The sequence below is a fragment of the Roseobacter phycocola genome (genome assembly GCF_042055075.2).
In the GTDB taxonomy this organism is placed as follows: Bacteria; Pseudomonadota; Alphaproteobacteria; order Rhodobacterales; family Rhodobacteraceae; genus Roseobacter.
Genome location: NZ_CP194010.1, coordinates 1,246,779 through 1,268,227 on the forward strand (window position 1 = coordinate 1,246,779; position 21,449 = coordinate 1,268,227).

At 60.2% G+C, this 21,449-nt stretch carries 21 protein-coding genes; 9 read left to right on the forward strand and 12 right to left on the reverse strand.

Features of this window, described 5'->3' with window-relative positions; all coding sequences use genetic code 11:
• Positions 1-272: 272 nt before the first annotated feature.
• The 3 genes from AB4K19_RS06185 to AB4K19_RS06195 form a co-directional block, all read right to left on the reverse strand.
• A complete protein-coding gene (locus tag AB4K19_RS06185; protein ID WP_375227573.1) occupies positions 273-989 on the reverse strand; it encodes a methyl-accepting chemotaxis protein in 717 nt (238 codons plus the stop codon).
• A gap of 63 nt (positions 990-1,052) precedes the next feature.
• Positions 1,053-1,703, reverse strand: a complete 651-nt coding sequence (locus AB4K19_RS06190; RefSeq protein ID WP_375227574.1) for a response regulator transcription factor — start codon at positions 1,701-1,703, stop codon at positions 1,053-1,055.
• Positions 1,700-3,130: a cache domain-containing protein gene (locus tag AB4K19_RS06195; protein ID WP_436399530.1), complete on the reverse strand. Its 1,431-nt coding sequence runs from the start codon at positions 3,128-3,130 to the stop codon at positions 1,700-1,702. The genes AB4K19_RS06190 and AB4K19_RS06195 overlap by 4 nt, the downstream gene beginning before the upstream one ends.
• 251 nt (positions 3,131-3,381) lie before the next feature.
• Between AB4K19_RS06195 and AB4K19_RS06200 the strand changes: the two genes are divergently transcribed.
• From AB4K19_RS06200 to AB4K19_RS06215, 4 genes are all read left to right on the forward strand, one after another.
• A complete protein-coding gene (locus AB4K19_RS06200) occupies positions 3,382-4,470 on the forward strand; it encodes a TRAP transporter substrate-binding protein (protein WP_375227575.1) in 1,089 nt (362 codons plus the stop codon).
• 122 nt (positions 4,471-4,592) lie between these two features.
• Positions 4,593-5,525, forward strand: a complete 933-nt coding sequence (locus AB4K19_RS06205; RefSeq protein ID WP_375227576.1) for a TRAP transporter small permease subunit — start codon at positions 4,593-4,595, stop codon at positions 5,523-5,525.
• Between the two features lie 43 nt (positions 5,526-5,568).
• Positions 5,569-7,923 carry a TRAP transporter large permease gene (locus AB4K19_RS06210; RefSeq protein WP_375227577.1) on the forward strand — a complete coding sequence of 785 codons (2,355 nt, stop codon included), beginning with the start codon at positions 5,569-5,571 and terminating at the stop codon, positions 7,921-7,923.
• A 311-nt stretch (positions 7,924-8,234) separates the two neighbouring features.
• The gene (locus AB4K19_RS06215; protein WP_375227578.1) at positions 8,235-8,741 is read left to right on the forward strand and encodes a VPLPA-CTERM sorting domain-containing protein; all 507 of its coding nucleotides are present in this window, start codon (positions 8,235-8,237) and stop codon (positions 8,739-8,741) included.
• 83 nt (positions 8,742-8,824) lie between these two features.
• On the opposite strand, the gene AB4K19_RS06220 is transcribed toward AB4K19_RS06215, so the two are convergent.
• From AB4K19_RS06220 to AB4K19_RS06230, 3 genes are all read right to left on the reverse strand, one after another.
• Complete coding sequence (locus AB4K19_RS06220) at positions 8,825-9,643, reverse strand: arginyltransferase (protein ID WP_375227579.1); 819 nt, start codon at positions 9,641-9,643, stop codon at positions 8,825-8,827.
• A gap of 71 nt (positions 9,644-9,714) precedes the next feature.
• Entirely contained in the window at positions 9,715-10,155 is a 441-nt protein-coding gene (locus tag AB4K19_RS06225) for an RDD family protein (RefSeq protein ID WP_375227580.1), read from the reverse strand.
• A 54-nt stretch (positions 10,156-10,209) separates the two neighbouring features.
• Positions 10,210-10,629, reverse strand: a complete 420-nt coding sequence (locus tag AB4K19_RS06230; RefSeq protein WP_375227581.1) for a DUF2852 domain-containing protein — start codon at positions 10,627-10,629, stop codon at positions 10,210-10,212.
• 245 nt (positions 10,630-10,874) lie between these two features.
• On the opposite strand from AB4K19_RS06230, the gene AB4K19_RS06235 reads away from it, so the two are divergent.
• The 4 genes from AB4K19_RS06235 to AB4K19_RS06250 all read left to right on the forward strand — a co-directional run bounded on the left by AB4K19_RS06235 (position 10,875) and on the right by AB4K19_RS06250 (position 15,827).
• The gene (locus tag AB4K19_RS06235; protein WP_436399339.1) at positions 10,875-13,661 is read left to right on the forward strand and encodes a glutamine-synthetase adenylyltransferase; all 2,787 of its coding nucleotides are present in this window, start codon (positions 10,875-10,877) and stop codon (positions 13,659-13,661) included.
• Complete coding sequence (locus AB4K19_RS06240) at positions 13,658-13,930, forward strand: hypothetical protein (protein ID WP_375227582.1); 273 nt, start codon at positions 13,658-13,660, stop codon at positions 13,928-13,930. Before AB4K19_RS06235 ends, AB4K19_RS06240 begins: the two co-directional genes overlap by 4 nt.
• A 130-nt stretch (positions 13,931-14,060) precedes the next feature.
• Positions 14,061-15,284 (forward strand): RSP_2647 family RNA methyltransferase, encoded by a 1,224-nt coding sequence (locus AB4K19_RS06245; RefSeq protein WP_375227583.1) that lies wholly within the window; start codon positions 14,061-14,063, stop codon positions 15,282-15,284.
• A 3-nt stretch (positions 15,285-15,287) separates the two neighbouring features.
• Positions 15,288-15,827, forward strand: a complete 540-nt coding sequence (locus AB4K19_RS06250) for an RSP_2648 family PIN domain-containing protein (protein ID WP_375227584.1) — start codon at positions 15,288-15,290, stop codon at positions 15,825-15,827.
• Positions 15,828-15,832: 5 nt separating this feature from the next.
• Here AB4K19_RS06250 and AB4K19_RS06255 read toward each other — a convergent pair whose 3' ends face one another.
• From AB4K19_RS06255 to AB4K19_RS06280, 6 genes are all read right to left on the reverse strand, one after another.
• Positions 15,833-16,528, reverse strand: a complete 696-nt coding sequence (locus tag AB4K19_RS06255; RefSeq protein WP_375227585.1) for a M48 family metalloprotease — start codon at positions 16,526-16,528, stop codon at positions 15,833-15,835.
• Positions 16,529-16,579: 51 nt separating this feature from the next.
• Complete coding sequence (locus tag AB4K19_RS06260; RefSeq protein WP_375227586.1) at positions 16,580-17,767, reverse strand: vWA domain-containing protein; 1,188 nt, start codon at positions 17,765-17,767, stop codon at positions 16,580-16,582.
• Between the two features lie 9 nt (positions 17,768-17,776).
• Positions 17,777-17,944, reverse strand: coding sequence for a hypothetical protein (locus AB4K19_RS06265; RefSeq protein WP_375227587.1), 168 nt, complete (start codon positions 17,942-17,944; stop codon positions 17,777-17,779).
• Positions 17,945-17,990: 46 nt separating this feature from the next.
• On the reverse strand, positions 17,991-19,361 hold the full coding sequence (locus tag AB4K19_RS06270) for a DUF2927 domain-containing protein (RefSeq protein WP_436399340.1): 1,371 nt from the start codon (positions 19,359-19,361) through the stop codon (positions 17,991-17,993).
• The gene (locus tag AB4K19_RS06275; RefSeq protein WP_375227590.1) at positions 19,358-19,813 is read right to left on the reverse strand and encodes a GNAT family N-acetyltransferase; all 456 of its coding nucleotides are present in this window, start codon (positions 19,811-19,813) and stop codon (positions 19,358-19,360) included. Before AB4K19_RS06275 ends, AB4K19_RS06270 begins: the two co-directional genes overlap by 4 nt.
• 163 nt (positions 19,814-19,976) lie before the next feature.
• On the reverse strand, positions 19,977-20,816 hold the full coding sequence (locus AB4K19_RS06280) for an AAA family ATPase (RefSeq protein WP_375227591.1): 840 nt from the start codon (positions 20,814-20,816) through the stop codon (positions 19,977-19,979).
• A 164-nt stretch (positions 20,817-20,980) separates the two neighbouring features.
• Here AB4K19_RS06280 and dksA point away from each other — a divergent pair, with 164 nt between their 5' ends.
• The gene (gene dksA / locus AB4K19_RS06285) at positions 20,981-21,403 is read left to right on the forward strand and encodes an RNA polymerase-binding protein DksA (protein WP_375227592.1); all 423 of its coding nucleotides are present in this window, start codon (positions 20,981-20,983) and stop codon (positions 21,401-21,403) included.
• The last annotated feature ends 46 nt before the right edge of the window (positions 21,404-21,449 follow it).

The window sequence follows — 21,449 nt, forward strand, 5'->3', positions numbered from 1 at the left end:
AAAAAGCCCCCGGCGTTGGCGGGGGCGCATGGGTCAGACTATGGTCTACCGTTACCGGCCCATGCGCTTGGTTCCTACGATGACGACTAGTGCGTTCATGCCTGGTGGCTCCCTGATGCTGCGGGGACATTATGAGTGTGCGGCGGGAGCGTCAACACCCAAACATACAAAAAATATGTCCTGACAGCGCAAATTCTTGAAATTTCCCTGCGTCACTGGTTGTTGTGGCGCAATAATGCGAAAATCAGGACCTGATTTAGCCGGATTTTGGGTTATTCGACACTGATATCACGGATGTCCGTGCGGGCGGTGACGATCAGTTGCTGTACTTCTTCGGCCAGCGTCTTGAACTCGTGGGCGATGATGGTCAGCCCTTTGCCGGCTTCGCCTGCACGGGATGCCTCAACCGAAGCATTGATCGACATTGACCGGACATAGCGGCCAATCCGGTCGAGGCGGTCGAGACTTGCCTCCAGATTGCGGGCAGATTCGGCAGCTGCAGCAAGGTGCGCCGCCCGGCCGCTTTCTATGCCTTCCCACAGGTGTGTGATTATCGCTGTGACAGCTGCAAAAACGGCCGTTTTCCCGTTCGCGACATAGCGGGCCAAATCCTCGGCGGAGATGGTCTCACCCTGTGCAAGCTGCTCCGACAGGGCCGTGGTGGATTCCGCCACGGCCATGATAACGCGCCGTTCCTGTTTCAGCGGCTCGCTTCTGGCGGCAATCCAGTGGCTAAGCGGTTCCGGCAGATCAGGGAACACATCGTCGCCGGAGACGACGGCCGCTGCCCGCCGGATTGTTTCGGCCAGACCGGCAACTTCATCCGCGAGACCGGCGTCGGATGTCTCTGAGCCGACAATCAGAGAGACGTCGAGGGCAACGCGCACCACCTGCGCACGGATCGTGGCCACACGATCGATGGCCTCCCGGTAGGGAAGCGTATCGAGCGTGGCGGCATCCGGTACACTGGTCTGGCGGAAATCTTTCATGTCCGCACTGTCAGAGTTTATCGTTAAAATCGTCTGAACCGGACCGCGCGAGCGCAAAAAAGATCAGATGCTGACACCGGTGCCCTGCAGTACACCATGTTCCAGCGCATAGCGGGTCAGGCCGGCGGTGCTGGATATGCCCAGTTTGCGCTTGATGTTCTTGCGGTGCGTCTCGACCGTGCGCACCGAGATGTCGAGTGCAATGGCGACTTCTTTGTTCGATTTGCCCTGAGCGAGCTGCAGCAGAATTGTCTGTTCACGGCCTGTCAGTGCCTCACGCGCATCGCCTTCTTTGGGTTTCAGCGATCCGCTGGCGCCGGTGCACAGATACCGGCGACCGGCCATGACCTCATCGATGGCCTGTTTGATTTCGTCGGTCGGCACATCTTTGAGGATATAACCCATGGCCCCGTGGCTGAGCGCGGATGAGATATATTCCGGACTGTCATGCATCGACAAAACAAGCACGCGCGTATCCGGTCTCTGCTCAAGCAAAATCTCGGTTGCAGTCAGCCCGCCCATGTCAGGCATGTTCAGGTCCATGAGGATCACGTCCGGGTTTGTTGTCCCGACCGTATCAATCGCGGTGCGTGCGGCGTTGCAGGTGCCCACGACCTCGATGTCTTCGTAACTTTCGAGAATGGACTGGATACCCTCTGCCACCATCGGGTGGTCATCGACAATGAGAACGCGGATCGGGGCAGGGGTCGTCATGCTGGCACCTTCGGGGCTTTGGCGGAATCAGAGGCGGGAGATAACAGGTGGGTCAGGGGCACGCTGACTTCGATCACCGTGCCGGGGCCGTTGCGCGGCGGGAAAATGCGGAATGTGCCATCGAGCTGTTCGACACGCTCCTGCATGTTGCGCAGGCCCAGGCCACCGCTGACCGGCATACCGCCATGTGCAGGCAGGCCACGCCCGTTGTCTTCAATGCGCAGCGTGGCGCCCCGTTTGTGGCCGCGGATATCTACCCTGACATAGGTCGCGCTCGCGTGCCGTTCGATGTTCGTCAGAGCTTCCTGTGCGATACGGTAAAGTGCGATTTTGGCTTCCGGGTCGAGACGGTTGCGGAATACGACCGTGTCAAATCCGGTCTCAATGCCGGTGCGCACACTGAATTCCTCGGTCAGGGTTTTGATGGCAGGGCCGAGGCCAAGATCATCCAGCACACCGGGGCGCAGATCGCGGCTGATGCGCCGCACTTCCGAGATCGCCTCACCCAGGGTTTCGATGCCCTTGCTCAGCGGGTCTGCCGCCGTCGGATCACCACGGTCGAGTTTGCGCCGCGCCGTATCCAGTGCATAACGCACGCCCACAAGGATCTGGCTGATCCCGTCATGCAGCTCGCGGGCCACACGACCGCGTTCCTCTTCCTGAGCATCGAGCACCCGTTGCGTCAGCTTCTTGAGCTTGGCATCCGCCAGCCGGCGCTCCCGTATGTTCAGGACCATACCCGTCAGAAAGACCAGCAGCAGCGCGGCAAAGGCAATCGCCATGATATATATAAACGTCTGCTGCACGCGTGCTTCGACCTCGGCCCGCGCGGTCGCAACAGTGGCGAGCACATCATCAATGAAAACCCCCGTGCCCACAGCCCAACGCCAGCTGGGAAAGCTGGTAACATAGGTGATCATGCGCGCTTCCTCGCCGCTGGTGGGCTTGGGCCACAGGTGCGTCAGATATCCGTCACCCTGGCGTGCGATATCCAGCAGGCTGGCAACAACCGGCGTGCCCTCGCTGTCGGTTTCATCCAGCCAGTTGCGGTTGATCCGTTCGGTCTGGCGCGGGCTGACGACATTGTAGCCGTCGTAATCATAGACAAAAAAGAAACCCTCCTCGCCATAGATCATCGCCGAGAGGATCTGCGCGACCTGATCGCGTGCGTCCTGATCATCCGGTGCCGCATTGCCGTAGATAAAGTAGAAGCCGTTGCGCGCCTGGGTCACGTAATTGCGCAGCTCGGCCTTCTTGGCTTCGAGCAGCTGGACTTCCAGCGCTCTGATCTCGCGTTCTGCCAGGGCACGTGACTGGTGCGCCACCAGCACAGCAATCGCGGCAACAGCCGCAATAAGCGGCACCGTCGCAAGCAGCGACAGCTTTTGCCCATAGCTGGGCCGCAGAAGTTCCGTCAGACGGCGCATATCCATTCGTTAAGGCGAATCCGGCGCGAATCAAAGGGCTGGCGTCCCGGACGGCACCGCATGTTTGCGCAAACGTTCCGGGAAGCTCTGCAAAACTGGTAAATAAATCTGTCCGGATGGCCGGAAAACCGCCCGCTCTACGCAGTAGTAGGTATTTAAATCATTAACGATCCCGGTAATGTTGCCCGCACTCACAAGACCCGGCCGCGCGGTATGCGGTGCGGGCTTCATATCTGGGAGGAGTATCTCTTATGGATCGTCGTTCATTTCTGAAGACATCTGCACTTGGCGGCACGGCCGCTGCGGCCACAACGATGGCGGCACCCGCGATTGCCCAGGGCAACCGCACACTGACAATGGTTACATCCTGGCCCCGCGGTTTCGCGGTTCTGGACGATGCGGCCACCTATTTCGAGGAAATGGTCGGCGCGATGTCCGATGGCACACTGACCATCGACAAAAAAGCACCGGGTGAGTTGGTCGGCGCGTTTGAAGTATTTGACGCTGTATCTTCCGGTCAGGCGGACCTCTATCACTCGGCTGACTACTACTTCATCGGTCAGCATCCGGGCTATGCCTACTTCACAGCTGTGCCCTTCGGCGGTACCGCGCAGGAAGTGACCAACTGGTACCACCACGGCGGCGGCCACGACCTGCACACTGAACTGGGCGAAATCTTCAACCTCAAATCCTTCCTCGCCGGTAACTCCGGTTCGCAATCGGGTGGCTGGTTCCGCAAGGAAATCAACTCTGCCGAAGACTTCAACGGTCTGAAGTTCCGTATGCCGGGTCTCGGCGGCAAGGTGCTGGGCGAACTGGGTGCTTCTGTTCAGAACATCCCGGGTGGCGAACTCTACCAGGCGCTGTCCTCGGGCGCGCTCGACGGTCTGGAGTGGGTTGGCCCGTTCGCGGACGAACGCGCCGGTTTCCAGGAAGTGGCGAAAGTCTACTACACAGCTGGTTTCCACGAGCCGGGCTCCGCTCTGGCCTGCGGCGTAAACCTCGACGTCTACAATGACCTGAGCCCGTCGCACCAGGCGATCATCGCCAACGCGGCGATGGCGACAACGCACTACCAGCTGGCCGAAACTCTGGCCAACAACGGTGCGGCTCTGGCGCGTCTGCAGGCACAGGGCGTGAAAGCACTGCAGTTCCCGGATGACGTCTGGGATGCCTTCGGTGCTGCGTCCAAGAAAGTCATGGACGAGAACATGAACGACGAACTCTTTGCCAAAATCCGGACTTCCTTCGAGGAATCGCTGGCACAGAGCTCCGACTGGCTGCTGAAGTCGGACGGCTTCTACGTGGCTCAGCGGAACCGCGTTCTGGCCAACGGCTGAAACTGAACACAAAACTGCGGGGGGCTGCGATGACGCGGCCCCCCGCATCGGTCTGACGGACACAGACCTGACACTACTGGCATTCCGAACGACCGGCGCACGGTCATCCGGGAGGGGGACATATGGAAAATGAAGCAGCCGCAGGCGGCGGCCTGTTCAGCGTTATCGGTGAGTTTCTGCTCTGGGTCATCACGAACATCGGGATGGCGTTTTATAATTTCTTCTATGCCCTGTTTAATCCGTCGCTGTGGCTCGACTGGAGCGACAAGCAGGCGATCATGCGCTTTGTCTACTATGGCGGATCGGTTGAATTCTTCTTTGTGATCTTCACCACCTTCCTCGTGATGTTTGCTGTCGGTATCTGGCGCGGTTCTGTGATGTGGGACTACGTCCGGGTGCTGGAAGGCATCTCCAACACGGTCGGCCGGTTTTTTGCCTGGGCCGGGCTGCTTATGGTCCTGCAGCAGATCGTCATCGTGTTCATGCAGCGGATTTTCACGCGCCCTGACATTTCCATCGGTTTTGGCATCCCGCTGCAGTTCGACATAAGCTGGTTTGCAGAAGAGCTGAAACTCTATAACGCACTCGTGGTCTGCCTCTGCATGGCCTACACCTTCGTTCAGGGCGGCCATGTCCGCGTGGACCTTGTCTATTCCGCGGTCCGGTTCCGCACAAAGAAGGTGATCGACATGTTCGGCGCACTCTTCTTTATGATGCCGGTTGCGGTTCTGATCTGGATGTATGGCTGGTTCTTCCTGTGGCGTCACCTGATCGTGCCCAAACCATCTGCCTCTGACACGCTGGACCGCCTGATCAACAAATCCCGTGCTCTGCGCTGGAACGTCGAAACCATCGGCTTCAGCCCTAACGGCTTCAACGGCTACTTCCTGTTCAAGATCCTTCTGGTGGCGTTCACCGCAATGGTCTTCCTGCAGGCGATGGCCATGTTCTTCCGCTCGTTCCAGGAATGGCGCGAGGGCGAGGAGAGCGAGAATAAATACCTGGACCGCGACACGCTGGGCGAAGGTGAGGAAGCGTACGAAGGTACGCACTGAGGAACTGCGCGCGCATCTGCGCTGCGCTGAGAGGACGTAAGACATGTTTTTTGGTCTGGACGGGGTCGAAGTCGGCCTGATTATCGTAGCGATCTGCCTCTTTGGCGGCATTCTGTCGGGCTTTCCGGTCGCTTTCGCCATCGCCGGGGCAGGGGTCATCTCCTTCGGGATCATCGCGGCACTCGACAGTGCGGGTCTGTTGATCCACCAGGCGATTGATACCGGCAGTCAGGTTTACCGTGACCTTGTAAATTCAGGGGTCAAACCCGATACGATATCCGTTTTCCGATACCCCGACTTACCGAGGATCGAAGAACCGGTGTTCCCCAAAGGCTGGGAAGTCGCCCTCGACCGTAACGTGTCCTTTGTTGTGAACCGGATGAACGAACGGGTCCTCGCGGGCCAGTCCATCGAAACACTGCTCGCCGTTCTGATGTTCGTTCTGATGGGCATCACCCTGGAACGCTCGAAGATCGCCAACGACCTGCTGACCACCATGGCGCGCGTCTTTGGCCCGCTGCCCGGCGGTCTCGCGGTTTCCATTGTTGTGGTGGGCGCGTTCCTCGCAGCTTCCACAGGGATTGTGGGCGCTACCGTTGTGACCATGGGTCTGCTGGCACTGCCAACGATGCTCCGGAACGGCTATTCGCCGGAACTCTCAACTGGTGTCATCGCTGCGTCCGGGACGCTGGGACAGATCATCCCGCCGTCCATCGTGATCGTTCTGCTCGGCACGCTGGCGGGTGACCTTTATTCTGCTGCCCAGGAAAAACGCGCGGTGGCCCAGGGCTGTACCGACGCGCTGACCTATCTGGGCGAGCCTGCGGTTCTCTCTGTGGGAACGTTGTTTCAGGCCGCTCTGCTGCCCGGCATCATGCTGGCGCTGCTCTATGCCCTCTATGCGTTCGGCTACGCGCTGCTGAACCCTGACAAGGCCCCGGCGGTCGAGATGGGCTCCACCAATGCGGAACCGGTTACCCGTGGCGAAGCCTTCACATGGTTCCTCGGCGCACCGGTGCTGCTGGTGGTTGGTACTATCCTGCTGGGCAACCTCGGCATCGTGGGCAGCCAGTCCACCGATGTGTCCCGCTTCTCTGACATCGGCGAAGGCGCCTCGCTGCGCACGAACGTCAGCGAACAGTGTCAGGCCTCCATGATTGAACTGCACGGGCAGGAAGCCTGGGACGTTGCCGTGGCACAACAGGCGGCCATCAACGACGCGGGCGGAGTTCAGGCCTCTGAGGCCCTGACCGAGGAAGAAGTCGAAGCCGCGATTGCGGACCGTGTGGCCAACGCGGCCCCGATCGGTACGGGCGTTGCGATCATGATGATCCTGACCTCGCTGTTCCTGACGACCGCGCGCGGGGTGTCGCCTTCCAGCAATCCGCAACCGCTGATCATCGGTGGCATCGGTACGGTGTTGCTGATTCTGGTGGACATCATGTTTGTCAGCGCGAACACCTCCCCGGGTGCCATGGTCGCGATGATGCTGATCCCCTTCGCAGCAGTCATGTACGGTGTCGTGTACGCAACGAAGATCTGCGCCACCAACGAACTGATCCGTGTGGTTTTCCCGCCGCTCGTGCTGATTGTCGCGGTTCTGGGGTCTATCCTCGGGGGCATCACCAACCCGACGCCCGCGGCAGCCCTGGGTGCCGGTGGTGCGATCATGCTCGCCGCATACCGCAAACTGCGCGATCAGGACCGCACACCCAAGGTGATCATCTGGTCAACGCTGGCGATCGTCATCTGTATCCTTGTGGGCATCAACTTTGACCTGCGGATCAACACAGACCAGGTGAGCTTTGAGAGCTGGTTCGCCTTCTTCGTCGCCTACGCTGCATATCTCTATGCGCTCTTCGGCCTGCTCTTCTCCTGCTGGATTCTCTTCACCTCCGGCGTGCTGAGCCCGGTCGTGCGCGAGACGGCCAAAGTGACCTCGATGGTCTTCACCATCCTGATCGGCAGCCAGGTGCTGAACCTGGTGGTGATCTCGTTCGGTGGCGAGCACTACATCCAGCAGTTCCTCAAGAGCTTTGACAACGAGTTCACGGTCTTCCTGATTGTGATGCTGGTGCTCTTTGTGCTGGGCTTTGTGCTCGACTTCCTCGAGATCATCTACATCGTGATCCCGATTGTAGGCCCGGTCATTTACGGCGGCAGTTTTGATCCCAAATGGGTGACCATCATGATCGCGGTGAACCTGCAGACCTCGTTCCTGACGCCACCGTTCGGCTTTGCGCTGTTCTACCTGCGTGGCGTGGCGCCAAAGGAAGTCACCACAGGCCATATCTACCGTGGCATCATTCCCTTTGTGCTGATCCAGGTGGTGGGGCTCGCGGTCCTGTGGTTTGTGCCGGGCATCGTCACGATCGTACCGGACCTGATCCCGAACTGACCAGGACAACAGGACAGAAGAAACACGAGGGGGCCACATGGCCCCCTTTCTTTTTACCTTCCACGTTGCGCAGAGATGCACTCCTTGATTCGAAAAAGGTGGACCTTCTGTCCGTTGGACCCGTGGGTGGTAGTACGGTCGTGGAAACAGAAGCGCGGGTTTGGCATCATTGTTGCGTGAACCTTGGGGAACCAAGGCAAAACAATGTCAATACATTGATTTTAAATAGAATTGTTCCGTTTTCCCTCGACAGTACCGGCCTCGATTGGTGATAGAAGGATCAAGGTAAAAGCACGTCAAAAGGTATGTTCATGACCAATCTGTTCAAAGCCGTCCTCCTGGTGGCCGGACTGACATTCGGCGCTGCGGCCCAGGCTGCAACGATTGACCCTTATGGTCCTGACCGTGGGTTTTTCTCCTGGTCCGGCGGGAACCCCGATGTACGGTTCAGGTGGACACCGACGCTTGATATCACGGTCGACGAGGCCTCTGTTTTCACCTTCACCGCGCGGGACGGCTACGTTGTCGGCGATGAATTCGGCCTTATTGTTGACGGTCAGGACGTTGCCTGGGATACCACCAGCATTCTGCCCGAAGGGTATTTCTCCGGATCTGCCCGTATCGCGCTGGACCCGGGAACCACACGTCTTGATCTGCGCGTCTCAAGATTTGCGCCGGGCTTCACAGGCGGTGGTGCCTTCTGGAGTTCCAGCGCCGTCGAAGCGCTGCCGTCGCCTGTGCCGCTGCCGGCCGGCATGCCGCTGCTTATTGCCGGCGTCGGAGTATTTGGCTTTCTGCGTTACCGGCGCAAAGCCTGACGTCATCAGACAGCAAAAACAAAGCCCGCCTCTTCGGACGCGGGCTTTCTCTTTTCCGGGCCCCATTGCAGGGCGTGAGAGGGTCAGCGTACCGGGCGCGTATCAGGCAGGTGGATATTCGCCACCTGTTCGGCGATCGGATCCGTCGACAGCGGATGCATATCGGCGTTGAACCGTTCCGGGTCGTTCATTTTCTGCCAGCGCCCGCCAGCGTAGACTTCCAGCCCTGAGAAACGGGATTTGTAGCCCATCTTCTGGCTGCCCGGCACCCAGTACCCCAGGTAGACATAGGGCAGGTCGGCCTCGCGTGCGATTTCGATGTGATCGAGGATCATCCAGGTGCCGAGTGACCTGCGGGGCATGTCGGGGGCGTAAAACGAATACACCATGCTCAGCCCGTCAGAGAGCACGTCCGTCAGGCTCACACCGATCAGCTGTTTGTCATCCTCATTGGTGTATTCAACTACGCGGCTGCGGATCGGTGTTTCCTCGATCATGGCGGCAAATTCGAACACATCCATATCCGCCATACCGCCATCTGCATGCCGGCTGTCGAGATAGGAGCGGAAGAGTTCGTATTGTTCCTCGGACGCCCAGGGCGATGTTGCCCGCCGGGTCAGATCCTCATTGCGTGCGGCAGTACGGCGCTGACTGCGAGAGGGGGCGAAATCCGCGACACTGATCCGCGCCGACAGGCATGCCGAGCATTCCGCGCATGAGGGGCGGTACAGCACATTCTGTGAACGGCGAAATCCCTGCTGTGACAGGCTGTCGTTCAGCTTGTCGGCGTTCTCGCCCTGCAGGGCCGTAAACAGCTTCCGCTCCATGCGCCCTTCGAGATAGGGGCACGGTTGAGGAGCCGTCACGTAGAACTGGGGCGCGATGGGCAGCGTGTGTCGCATGGAATTCCGGATGTGGTACCACCGTCACGATACCAAGACCGGCGGCCATCGCCAAGCGCAACTTTCAGGTGTCAGGCACGCAGGGCCCGACGGTTCAGCATGACCGTGCCCAGCACGTGATCGCTCAGGCCCTGACCGCGCCAGGTGCTGGCCATCATGATCACCGAAATGAGCTGAAAAACCGGCACAAACCAGCTGAGCGTATAGCCCAGGGTATGTGCAAAAGCACCGCCTGCATCAAGCTTTGTGCCATCCGCGCGGCGCAGCTCAATCGAAAAGAGACGCATACCCCAGGTTGCAGACCCGTTTGCGATGGTGATGGTCCGGTAGGCAAAGCCAACGAACAGAAAGAGCAGAGGAAAGAAAAAGATCCCCGTGAACGCCGTGAAAGGCAGTATCACGACACATCCCAGCAGCGTCACAAGCGCGTCGACCACCCAGGCCATCAGGCGCTTGAGTGGTACATCGCGGTAGAATTCCGGTTGCATGTCAGGGTCGGGCAGGGCGTTCATTACGGGGTCTTTCCTGTGCGAAGTGGCGCCCCCTGTCAGGGGCGCCGGGAGGGATCAGGCGTCGGCGGTCTTGTCACCGGCCGGTTCGGCCCGGTCGTTCATGAACTGGTCAAATTCCGCTTTGTCTTTTGCATCGCGCAGACGCTCAAGGAAAGCCTCGAATTTTTCCTGTTCTTCCTCAAGGCGGCGCAGTGTGTCTGCCTTGTAGGCGTCAAAGGCCGAGTTGCCGGTCGGGCGCATGGCCTTCATCGAATGGGACATATGACGGGCGGACCGGCGGCAGGAAGTGGCGAACATACGTTTGCTCCAGATCATGTAAAACAGAAGGGCGAGACCGATGGGCCAGAACAGAATGAAACTGAGGACCATGGCGGCGATCCAGGCGCCCTTGCCGCGGTCATCCAGCCAGTTTTCGGCACGGGTGAACCAGCCGGGCTGGTGTGAAACGGTTCGGGAGTCAGTGATCGTCGTCATTTTATCGCCTTTCGGTGCGGGTTGATGTGCCCCGGCAGTACGGGGATGTGAATGCCTTTCACATTGCTAAGATTGGGGTTTGCACGTTAGGTTGCAAGAGGAAATGTGAATGTTTTTTACATTAAGTTACTTTATGTATTTAAAACAACAATTTGTGCGCTGATATGACCGCGAAGAATCTTTCCTGCTTGTCCGGTACGAGCATAACCATTGACGTTTCTGCCGGGTCGGGCGACATCTGAGGCATGAAACTGAGCGCTTCTCTGACGCGGGTGCCGCGCCCTTTCGATGCCGATCGCGGACGCGAAGCGCTGGAGCGTTTTACGCCTCAGGATGTGCAGATATCGGAGCTTGTGCGCGGAACTGCTGGATGCAGCCCGTATCTGGCCGGGTTGATCGGACGCGAGGCGGCATGGCTGGCTGAGGCGGTTGAGGACCCCGATGAAGCCGTGGCGCGGGTCATACGGGGCATCAGTGCTCTGGAAGGGCCGGAACCCGGCCCGCAGCTGCGCGAGGCAAAACGTCGAATCGCCCTTCTGACGGCACTTGCTGATCTGGGCGGCGCCTGGCCCCTCGAGAAAGTCACACAAACGCTGACCGGCTTTGCATCGGCGGCCTGCCAGACGGCACTGCGGGCCGCTGTTGCTGTTCAGATCCGGCGCGGCAAGCTGCCGGGCATGACAGCCGATGATGTGGCGGGTGCAGCAGGCATGTGTGTCCTTGCGATGGGCAAAATGGGCGCGGGTGAGCTCAATTATTCCTCTGACATTGATCTGATCTGCCTCTTTGACGAGACGCGCTTTGCGCCTGAGGATTTCCACGACGCCCGCTCTGCCTTTGTGCGCGCGACGCGGGCGATGTGCGCAACGCTGAGCGAAATCACCGCAGAAGGCTATGTTTTCCGCACGGACCTGCGGTTGCGCCCTGATCCCGCGGTGACGCCGGTCTGCATGTCTATGGAAGCAGCGGAACGGTATTATGAAAGTCTGGGCCGCACCTGGGAGCGTGCTGCCTATATCAAAGCAGCGGTGATTGCGGGCGACATTGACGCAGGTAACCGGTTTCTGAAGACGCTTACGCCCTTTGTCTGGCGGCGGCACCTTGATTTCGCGGCCATTCAGGATGCCCATGACATGCGTCTGGCGATACGTGAACACAAAGGCCTGGGCGGTCCGATTACGTTACCGGGTCACAATATGAAGCTGGGACGGGGCGGGATCAGGGAGATTGAATTCTTCACCCAGACCCGCCAGCTGATCGCAGGGGGACGCGATCCGGAACTGCGGGGCCGGGGCACGCGGCAGGCGCTTGCAGTGCTCGCTGAGAAGGGGTGGGTGCCCGATGACACTGCATGGGTACTTTCCGATCACTACGTCGCGCACCGGACGGTCGAGCACCGTCTGCAGATGATCAACGACGCGCAGACGCATACGCTGCCCACATCTGACGAGGGCTTCGCGCGCCTTGCTGCGATGATGGACATGCGCGTGGATGACCTGCAGGCAGATCTGCTGGCCCGGCTGGCAGCCGTGCATGAAATGACCGAAGGGTTTTTTGCACCGGCCCGCAATGGTGATGCAGAGCAGACACCTGATCTGATTGACGCCGGGACCGTCACGCGCTGGCTAAGCTATCCGGCTCTGCGCAGCGAACGCAGCCGCGAAATCTTCAACCGTCTTCGTCCTGATCTGCTGGTACGGCTGTCGCGCACCGCAAGGCCGGAGGATGCGCTCAGAGCATTTGACGGCTTTCTGGCCGGGCTGCCCGCCGGCGTGCAGCTCTTTTCGTTGCTTGAAGCCAACCCGCAACTGCTGGACCTGCTGATCGACATCACGGGCACATCATCGGCGCTGGCACAGTATCTGTCGCGCAACGCGGGCGTTTTTGACGCTGTGATCGGGGGTGATTTTTTTTCGGACTGGCCAGGTGCAGACGCATTATGCGCCTCGCTCAGAGGAGCGCTGGGGCGCGAGCCTGATTACGAAACCGCTCTTGACGGTGCCCGCCGCTGGGCACGGGAATGGCATTTCCGGATCGGTGTGCATCTGCTGAGGGGGCTGACGACAGCGCCTGAAGCCGGACAGCAATACGCCGATCTGGCGCGTGCCGTGCTGCGCGTTGTCTGGCCGCTGGTTACAACGCAGTTCGCGCGCCGTCACGGGCCGCCACCCGGTCGCGGGGCCGTGGTGCTGGGCATGGGGTCGCTGGGCGCGGGCCGCCTGAACGCATCGTCTGACCTCGATCTTATCCTGATCTATGATCCGGCAGGCGCTGAGAGTTCCGAGGGCCCGAAACCGCTTGCAACACGACCCTATTACGCGCGGCTGACACAGGCGCTGATCACTGCACTGTCCGCGCCGATGTCCCAGGGGCGGCTCTATGAAGTTGATATGCGGCTGCGGCCGTCGGGCAATCAGGGCCCCGTGGCGACCAGCTGGCAGTCCTTCCGGAGCTACCAGCAGGAAGAAGCCTGGGTCTGGGAACATCTGGCGCTGACGCGTGCGGCGGTCATTGCCGGGCCCGATGAACTGGCAGCAGATGTCGACGCTTTCCGGTGTGAACTTCTCGGGCGTGGCAGACCACGTGCGGAGGTCGCGCGGGAAGTAGCGGTCATGCGGGACCGCATCCGTGCGGCAAAGGCGCCGTCTTCGGTCTGGGACGTCAAAACAGGTCCGGGGCGGCTGCAGGAAATCGAGTTGCTGGCGCAGGCCGGTGCACTCATCACCGGTGCAACAGACAGCAGTGACGGATTGCAGCGGGCCTTCAAAGCCGGGCTGGTTGACGACAGCGGCAGCCGCATTCTGCAGCATGCAACTGATCTTTACGGCACGCTGAACCTCGCGATGCGGCTTTTGTCGGAAACGGATACCGATCCGGCGGAACTGGGGCCGTCTGCACAGGATTTTCTGCTCAGAACGACGGGAGCGGGCACGCTGGATGCGCTGCTGGCGGAGCTGACGCAGACTGCGTCGGCCAGCAGGCAGGTGATTGACACTGCGCTGGATCCCTGGCGCACGGAGGGCGAGGCATGATCAAGGGCGACGCAGATGATCCCAAGGGCCTGATCTTTGAGGCCTACCGTATTGACGGCATCACGAAACCGGAGTGTCGGTCGATATTTCTCGACTGGGCGCTGAGCCTGCCGATGGAACAGGACACAGGCCAGACGCTGCGGCTGTTGATTGACCGCTACCGCGCGGATCACCCTGAGCATCCGATGACTGAGGTGATGACAGAGGGTCTGGCCGGTATGGCGGCCCCACGGCGGCGCGGCGGCTGGCGGTCGCGTCCGCGCAACTGAACTGCACAAGCGGGACCTGTCCGGCTGCACGTGTGGGTGCGGGGCCTGCATTTTGGCGCTGGTCTGGCTCAACCGGTCAGATGCGCACTCAATGCTTTTCACCAGGGGCGGATGGGTATAGAGCAGCGCTATGACAACGCCCCATTCAGATGAACAATCCGCCCCTCCGGGCATGCCAGTCGTGCGCCTGCGCCCCAAAGCCAATGCGCGCGCGATCCGGCATGGGTTCCCATGGGTTTATGCCAACGAACTGGTGACCGACCGCCGCACGAAAAAGCTCCAACCGGGAACGGTTGCGCTGCTGGAGGATGACGTCCGCCGCCCGATGGGCATTGTGGCAGTGAACCCCCTGTCGCGGATCATCTGCCGGATGCTCGACCGGGCACCCGATGCCATCATTGATGAGACCTGGTTCGCCAGGCGCCTTGAAAAGGCCCAGGCGCTGAGGGCCAGGATGTTTGACGCACCGTTCTACAGACTGGTGCATGCGGAGGCGGACGGGCTGCCGGGCGTGATCATTGACCGCTTTGGCGATACCTGCGTGCTGCAGCCGAATGCGGCCTGGGCGGAGACCCTGCTGGAGCCTCTGGTTGCGGCGCTGATGAGCGTTACGGGCTGCGCCTGCGTGATCAAAAATGCGGCCGGGCGTACGCGCAGTCTCGAAGGGCTTGATGATCAGTCAGCCGTTCTTGCTGGCACGGCACCGGAAACTGCCGTGAACGTGCGCATGAACGGTGCCATTTACCTGGCCGATCTGACCGGTGGGCAGAAGACCGGTCTTTTCTATGACCAAAGGCCAAACCACGCTTTTGCGGCCGGGTTGTCATCCGGCGCGCGGGTCCTTGATGTCTTCAGCCACGTGGGAGGCTTTTCGCTGGCCGCTCTCGCCGGTGGTGCGCTGTCTGCGCTGGCCGTTGATGCCTCAGCTGCGGCTCTGGCGCTCGCCACCGAAGGTGCAGGGCAAATGGGGGCTTCGGATCGGTTTACCACGCGACAGGGTGATGCCTTTGAAGTGCTGTCAGCCCTGGCCGAAGAGGGCGCTCAGTTTGATGTCGTGATCTGCGATCCGCCTGCCTTTGCACCATCCAAACCCGCGCTGGATGCGGGCCTGCGCGCCTATGAGCGTATCGCGCGCCTCGCGGCACCTCTGGTCGCTGAAAACGGCATTCTGGGTCTGTGTTCCTGTTCGCACGCGGCGGATCTGGCAGCATTCCGTGCCGCCAGTGTGCGCGGGATGGGCCGGGCAGGGCGTGCGCCGCGTCTGATCCACACCGGGTTTGCGGGACCGGATCATCCGCAGCTGCCACAACTGGCGGAAAGCGGTTACCTGAAGTCTTTGTTTTTCGCGCTCTGAGCTGTGAAAGTTCTGATCGACACCTGTGTGCTCTATCCGACCGTGATGCGGGAGATCGTGCTTGGGGTTGCGAAAACAGGGGCTTTCGCGCCGTTCTGGTCGCCACGCATTCTGGAGGAATGGGCGAGGGCGGCGGTCAAACTGGGGCCCGACGGCGAAGCGCAGGCGCGTGCGGAGATCGCGCTGCTGCGTGCCGCATGGCCGGATCAGGAAGTCACGCCGCCGGAGGCGCTGACCGCACGGCTGTGGCTGCCGGATGAAAACGATATTCACGTGTTGGCAGCAGCTGTATCTGCATCAACTGACGCGATTATGACACTGAATGCAAAGGACTTTCCCCGAAACATTCTGGCGGAGGAAGGGCTGGAGCGGGTTGATCCTGACAGCTTCCTGATGAGGCTCTGGCAGGACAATCCTGACGCCGTTGCCCGCGTGGCGGAAGATGTTCTGAAAACCGCCATACGTCTGTCCGGAAAACCCTGGGACATGCGCGCACTGTTGAAAAAGGCGGGTCTGCCGCGTCTGGCCAAAGCGCTCGGCTGAGCGCGTCAGGTCAGTGTCGCATCCGCCCATTTTGCTTCCAGCGCTTCCAGGGCCGCGATGCGCTCCGACGTTTTCGGGTGGCTCATCATCCATGCTGGCACAGCACCACCGCGCTGGCGGGTGAGATCTTCGAGTTTGCGGAAAAGGGATTTCTGCGGTCCCACCCCGATACCGGCCTTGGTCAGCAGGGCTGCGGCATAGGCATCGGCCTCATATTCATCACTGCGGGACAAACGCGCTGCCAGCAGCGATGTGAGCGCGCCGGCGATCATCACCCCGATGCCGGGCAAAAACCGGCTCAGCACCATGGCAAGCGCTGTTCGCAGGGCGTTCTGTCCTGAAAAGTCTATCATTCTGCGTCTTGAATGCCCAAGGGCCACATGCCCCAGTTCATGGGCGATCACGCTGGCCATCTCGTCGGCGGAAACCTCACCCTGCCGGAATTTGTTGTAAAACCCACGGGTTATGAAAATTCGACCATCCGGGGCCGCCAGACCATTCACCGGATCAATTTCGTAGATATGCACCCGGATCCGGTCGATCTCCAGGGCCGCGGCCATGCGGTCCGTCAGGGTGCGCAGCATGGGATCAGCCAGCTCGGTCGACCGCGCGTCCAGTTCTCTGGCTGTGCGCCATGCGGAAAAGCGGTACATTGCGAGCCCGTAGAGGATCGCCAGCAGGATCGGCGTAAACTTCAGCATTGGGTGAATATGGGGTCCGGACCGCATTGCGGCAAGAGCCGCTGTGGCGCTTCAGCGTGTCAGCTCTTTCATGCCGCGCGAGAGTCCCTCAAGGGTCATGGGAACCATGCAGTCAGGGCCCATAACGTCCTGGATCATCGCGATCGACTGCGTATAAGACCAGTATTTCTCCGGCACCGGGTTGATCCACAAAACGGATGGCCACTGTGTTCTGGCGCGGGCCAGCCAGGTGGCGCCGCTTTCCTCGTTCCAGTGCTCGGACGCGCCACCCGGATAGGCCACCTCATAGGGTGACATCGACGCATCACCGACGAAGATGCATTTGTATTCAGGGCCATAGGTCCTCAGCACTTCATGTGTGGGGATCTGCGCGTTCCAGCGCCGCCGGTTGTCGCGCCAGACGCCTTCATAGAGGCAGTTGTGGAAATAAAAGTATTCCATGTGTTTGAATTCTGCCCGGGCCGCGGAGAACAATTCCTCAACCACACGTACATGCGGGTCCATAGAGCCGCCCACGTCCAGAAACAGCAGAACCCGGACGGCATTGCGGCGCTCGGGGCGCGTTTTGACATCGAGATAGCCGTGCTCTGCGGTTGCGCGGATTGTCCCGTTCAGGTCCAGCTCTTCGTTGGCGCCGTCGCGCGCCCAGCGGCGCAGACGTTTCAGGGCAACCTTGATGTTGCGTGTGCCCAGCTCCACCGTGTCGTCGAGGTTGCGGAATTCGCGCTTGTCCCAGACCTTGACCGCGCGCTGATGGCGCGACCTGTCCTGTCCGATGCGTACGCCTTCCGGATTGTACCCGTAAGCGCCAAAGGGAGAGGTGCCGGCGGTGCCCACCCATTTATTGCCGCCCTGATGGCGGTCCTTTTGTTCCTCAAGGCGCTTTTTGAGCGTTTCCATGAGCTTATCAAAACCACCTGCTGCCTCGATCTCGGCTTTTTCCGCGTCGGAAAGGTGTTTCTCCGCCATCTTTTCGAGCCATTCGCGGGGAATATCCACGGCTTCGAGAACGGCGTCGGTGCTGATCTCTTCCAGGCCTGAGAACGCAGCCGCAAACGCCCGGTCAAACCGGTCTATGTTGCGTTCGTCCTTGACCAGGATCGTGCGGGCCAGAAAATAAAAGCCCTCAACATCATAAGTGATCAGATTCGCCTTCATCGCTTCAAGGAACGCAAGAAATTCCCGCAGGGACACGGGCACGTTATGCGTACGCAGGGCCTCGAAGAAGGGCAGGAACATAGACGGTCCTCAGAACAGGAACCGGTCGAGCATAACGGTGATGAACATGGACACAATGGCAAAGATCAGCGCGTAAACAGCGCCATACTGCGCCATGTCCTTGCGGTTCCCGCCACGTTTGGACGCGGTTCTGGCACCGATAAGCGCGCCCAGGAGGGCTCCGACAATAACAATCATATTCTGCCTCCGGCAATTCCGTCCTGTCGGCACCCGCGCTTCTGTGTCAGGAGGCCGGTCCGTCTTCGCGTGTCAGGGATGCGATTTCACGCAGTTTTGCGCGTACAACCCAGTCAGCGCCGAAGCCGTATCGCGCCCAACCAAGACTGTCCAGTCTGACCTCGCGCGCCTCTTCGACGCGGCCCTCCTGCAGCAGCGCTTCGGCACGCAGCAGTTCCAGAGTGGCCAGCAGGGAAGCATTCTGCGAAGTACGGGCGGCATTCAGGTGCGGTGCCACAAGCGCTTTTGCTTTCGCCGGATCACGCTCGGCCAGCGCATAGGCTGCAAGCTGAGTGGCCACATAGGCGCGGTGCAGCTGCGTGCGCGAAGACCGGGCATAGAACCGGTCGGCCTGCGCATATTGCCGGAGAGCTTCGCGCCCGTCTGTGGCCTGCAGCAAGCGCGCGCGCGCATAGTGCGAGAAGGCGCGCCTGTTATCTGTCCAGCCCTCACGCACGGCAATGCGCAGTGCCTGATCAGCGGCTCCCTGACGCGCCCGTAACCCGGCGCCAGGGCCCAGGGCCGTTTGGATCGCATTGCGCCATTCCTGTGGTGTCTGGCTGATCCGGCCTGTGCCTGCGCGGTCACCTCGCGGATTGATGCGGCGGAAAATCCCGGGCAGCCGGTCCGCGACTTCGCGCTGGGACATGCCGGAGCGCAGTTCGGGGGCGTATGTCGCACGCAGCATCAGCATGTCAAAACCGGTCAGCACCGTATGGACATTGTCATCATTGAAGACTGAGTCCGGCAGGCGGTATAGGTCATTCAGCGGCCCCAGCGCCTGTGCCAGCTCCTCGTGCAGACAATCCCGCACTTCCTGCGGACTTGAATCATTGGGGATGAAAATCGCCAGTTTTTCGCGGGTCTTCAGCAATGCCCAGTTGGTCCGGTCGGACCTGCGTGCCGAGCGGTACTCCCGCAGCGACGAAACATTCGGGGCCACAAAACAGGCCGCCTGTGGCAGAACGCTCCGGATCGCGCGGCGCGAGACAGACTGTACCGTTATGCTGGCGTCGTCATCTGTTGTCAGCCGGATCGGAATGACGGCCTCGTTCTGCAGCCGGGTGATCAACAGGCGCAGATCGGGGATCAGAGTAGGGGGCGGCGTACCGGTGACCCGCACGGTGACCGGACCTTCAAACCGGGTGAACGTCTCAAGTATACGGCCACTTTCCATCTGAAAGGAGAGCTGCACAAAATCCAGGATCAGATCAGGGTTGGCTTTGGTCGTGCGCGCAACAGTTACAGGTGCCGCGAAGGTTTTCATCGGTGGCAGTTCAATGTCCGGCCCCACAGCGCGTGAGGGGGGCTGACCCTGCGATGCCGGCACGCAGGCCGACAGCATCATGATCAGCGGGAGGATGAGACGGCGTCTCACGCGCGGCTGTATTTGATAAAGGGCGTTTTCACACCGATCCGGTCGTAGAGCAGTCGCGCGTCTTTGTTGAAGTCCTGGGTGAGCCAGTAGACAGATGGCGCACCTGCCGCGTCTGCAGCGGCATAGACCCCTTCGATCAGTGCGCGACCGATCCCCTGACCGCGAACGGTTGGGTCAGCGTAAAGATCCTGGAGGTAGCATACATTTTCCCGCGACCAGCCGTGCCGGTGAAAGAGGTAGTGGGTCAGGCCCACCAGCCTGCCATCCACTTCGGCCACCAGTGCCCTGAAATCCTGCGGATCATCGCCCAGCAGGCGGTCAAAATAGAGATCATGGATCTCTGCCGGCCGGGATGTTTCATAAAACGTGAGATACGCAGCCCACAGGGCAGACCATTCTGCCTTGTCGGTCTCACGCAGCGCACGCACCACTGATCCTGGTGTCTGTGTCATATTCTGCCCGTCTGCCTCAGTCCGCGATCTTGCGCCGCGGATCAGATTTGGTGGCGCTCTCCGGCACCGTTGGACAGAGTGTAGCCGTGGACGGTCTGATTTGTCCACTGCGCGCTTCGGTACGGCGACGCCGGACCTTTTGGGGTCGCCTGTTTAGGCGTGCTCAGCGCCCGCCGCGGGCCATAAAGGCAAGCCGCTCGAACAGATGCACGTCCTGCTCGTTCTTGAGAAGCGCACCGTGCAGCTTGGGCAGTGCGCCAGCACCGCCCGATTTCAGGTCCTCGGCCGTCATGTCTTCGGCCAGTAGGAGTTTTAGCCAGTCCAGAACTTCCGACGTGGATGGCTTTTTCTTCAGCCCCTGCTGTTCACGGATTTCAAAAAACTGCGTGAGGGCAGTGGTCAGCAGCGATTCTTTGATGCCCGGGTGGTGCACCTCGACGATGCGGCGCAGCGTGTCCATGTCGGGAAACCGGATGTAGTGGAAAAAGCACCGGCGCAGAAAAGCGTCAGGCAGTTCTTTTTCGTTGTTGGACGTGATGATCACGATCGGCCGGTTGACCGCGCGGATGGTTTCGCCGGTCTCGTAAACAAAAAACTCCATCTTATCGAGTTCCTGCAGCAGATCGTTGGGGAATTCGATGTCCGCTTTGTCGATCTCGTCGATCAGCAGCACGACTTTCTCTTCGGCTTCAAAGGCCTGCCAGAGTTTGCCCTTGCGGATATAGTTGGCCACATCATGAACCCGCTCATCCCCGAGCTGGCTGTCCCGCAGCCGGCTGACGGCGTCATATTCGTATAGACCCTGCTGCGCGCGCGTTGTGGATTTGATGTTCCATTCGATCATCGGCGCACCCAGCGCTCCGGCGACCTGACGGGCAAGTTCGGTTTTGCCGGTTCCGGGCTCGCCCTTGACCAGCAGCGGGCGTTCCAGTGTCACAGCCGCGTTAACCGCGATTGTCAGATCATCGGTGGCGATATAGTCCGCCGTTCCCTGGAATTTCATGCTGTTGTCAACCCTTTAGTAAGCACTTTTCATGACGCTTTTAACCGTGTTTATACCGGATTGTGTAGTGACAATCCGGCTGGCCTGCGCTATCTGCTGCGCAGGGGCACATGGTTTGAGGATCTGGTGCAATGGAAAACGTTAGCCACGTTGAGGGGGAGCAGATGAAACAGGAATTTTTCCTGCCGGATGACTATCGTCCGGCCGAAGACGAACCATTCATGAATGAACGCCAGGTTGAGTATTTCCGCCGCAAACTGCTGAACTGGCGGGCTGAACTTCTCGCCGGCAGCCGGGACACCATAGAGGGCCTGCAGGACGGAACGCGCAATATCCCCGACGTTGCCGACCGCGCTTCTGAGGAAACCGACCGCGCGCTTGAACTGCGCACCCGTGACCGTCAGCGCAAGCTGGTCAGCAAGATCGACGGTGCGCTGCGCCGGATCGAAGAAGGCGAGTTCGGATATTGCAGCGTGACAGGCGAGCCGATTTCCCTCAAACGCCTTGATGCACGCCCGATTGCAACCATGAGCCTCGAGGCACAGGAACGTCACGAGCGGCGCGAAAAAGTGCACCGCGACGACTGATCCCGCTGCGGGTAACGACGGAGAAAGCGCCGGCATCTGATGTCCG

Coding starts and splice junctions, on each gene's coding strand:
- AB4K19_RS06260 (WP_375227586.1), bottom strand. CDS start 17,767: ATGTTCCTGCCCTTCTTCGAGGCCCTGCGTACGCATAACGTGCCCGTG.
- AB4K19_RS06235 (WP_436399339.1), top strand. CDS start 10,875: ATGAAACTGAGCGCTTCTCTGACGCGGGTGCCGCGCCCTTTCGATGCC.
- AB4K19_RS06230 (WP_375227581.1), bottom strand. CDS start 10,629: ATGACGACGATCACTGACTCCCGAACCGTTTCACACCAGCCCGGCTGG.
- AB4K19_RS06200 (WP_375227575.1), top strand. CDS start 3,382: ATGGATCGTCGTTCATTTCTGAAGACATCTGCACTTGGCGGCACGGCC.
- AB4K19_RS06240 (WP_375227582.1), top strand. CDS start 13,658: ATGATCAAGGGCGACGCAGATGATCCCAAGGGCCTGATCTTTGAGGCC.
- AB4K19_RS06210 (WP_375227577.1), top strand. CDS start 5,569: ATGTTTTTTGGTCTGGACGGGGTCGAAGTCGGCCTGATTATCGTAGCG.
- AB4K19_RS06280 (WP_375227591.1), bottom strand. CDS start 20,816: ATGAAATTCCAGGGAACGGCGGACTATATCGCCACCGATGATCTGACA.
- dksA (WP_375227592.1), top strand. CDS start 20,981: ATGAAACAGGAATTTTTCCTGCCGGATGACTATCGTCCGGCCGAAGAC.
- AB4K19_RS06225 (WP_375227580.1), bottom strand. CDS start 10,155: ATGAACGCCCTGCCCGACCCTGACATGCAACCGGAATTCTACCGCGAT.
- AB4K19_RS06195 (WP_436399530.1), bottom strand. CDS start 3,130: ATGCGCCGTCTGACGGAACTTCTGCGGCCCAGCTATGGGCAAAAGCTG.
- AB4K19_RS06185 (WP_375227573.1), bottom strand. CDS start 989: ATGAAAGATTTCCGCCAGACCAGTGTACCGGATGCCGCCACGCTCGAT.
- AB4K19_RS06245 (WP_375227583.1), top strand. CDS start 14,061: ATGACAACGCCCCATTCAGATGAACAATCCGCCCCTCCGGGCATGCCA.
- AB4K19_RS06190 (WP_375227574.1), bottom strand. CDS start 1,703: ATGACGACCCCTGCCCCGATCCGCGTTCTCATTGTCGATGACCACCCG.
- AB4K19_RS06275 (WP_375227590.1), bottom strand. CDS start 19,813: ATGACACAGACACCAGGATCAGTGGTGCGTGCGCTGCGTGAGACCGAC.
- AB4K19_RS06215 (WP_375227578.1), top strand. CDS start 8,235: ATGACCAATCTGTTCAAAGCCGTCCTCCTGGTGGCCGGACTGACATTC.
- AB4K19_RS06255 (WP_375227585.1), bottom strand. CDS start 16,528: ATGCTGAAGTTTACGCCGATCCTGCTGGCGATCCTCTACGGGCTCGCA.
- AB4K19_RS06265 (WP_375227587.1), bottom strand. CDS start 17,944: ATGATTGTTATTGTCGGAGCCCTCCTGGGCGCGCTTATCGGTGCCAGA.
- AB4K19_RS06220 (WP_375227579.1), bottom strand. CDS start 9,643: ATGCGACACACGCTGCCCATCGCGCCCCAGTTCTACGTGACGGCTCCT.
- AB4K19_RS06205 (WP_375227576.1), top strand. CDS start 4,593: ATGGAAAATGAAGCAGCCGCAGGCGGCGGCCTGTTCAGCGTTATCGGT.